This is a genomic window from Achromobacter sp. SIMBA_011 (genome assembly GCF_046535435.1).
Taxonomy (GTDB): Bacteria; Pseudomonadota; Gammaproteobacteria; order Burkholderiales; family Burkholderiaceae_B; genus Achromobacter; species Achromobacter dolens.
The window spans coordinates 1-248 of record NZ_JAWRWN010000972.1 but is presented as its reverse complement, the minus strand read 5'-3'; the positions used below and the strand labels follow the sequence as shown (position 1 = coordinate 248).

The 248-nt window shown below is 69.8% G+C and carries 1 pseudogene; it reads left to right on the top strand.

What is annotated here, in order from left to right:
- Nucleotides 1-42: 42 nt before the first annotated feature.
- Nucleotides 43-248, top strand: a pseudogene (locus tag SB816_RS33900) (siderophore-interacting protein); the annotation flags it as partial.

Sequence of the window (248 nt, the reverse complement as noted above, 5' to 3'; positions counted from 1 at the left end):
CCAGGTGACCCTGGCCGGCTTCGGTGACGCCAAGAACGATCCGGCCCGCGCGGTTCGTTCGTGGTCCCGATCGATTTCGACTGGCATCTGCTGATCGGCGACGATACGGCGCTGCCGGCGATCGCGCGGCGTCTCGAGCAGCTGCCGGCCGGCGCCCGGGCGGCGGTCGTGCTGGAAGTCGCGGATCGCACCGCGCAGATCGCGTTCGATACGCGCGCCGACGTGCATGAAATCTGGCGCTTTCGCGC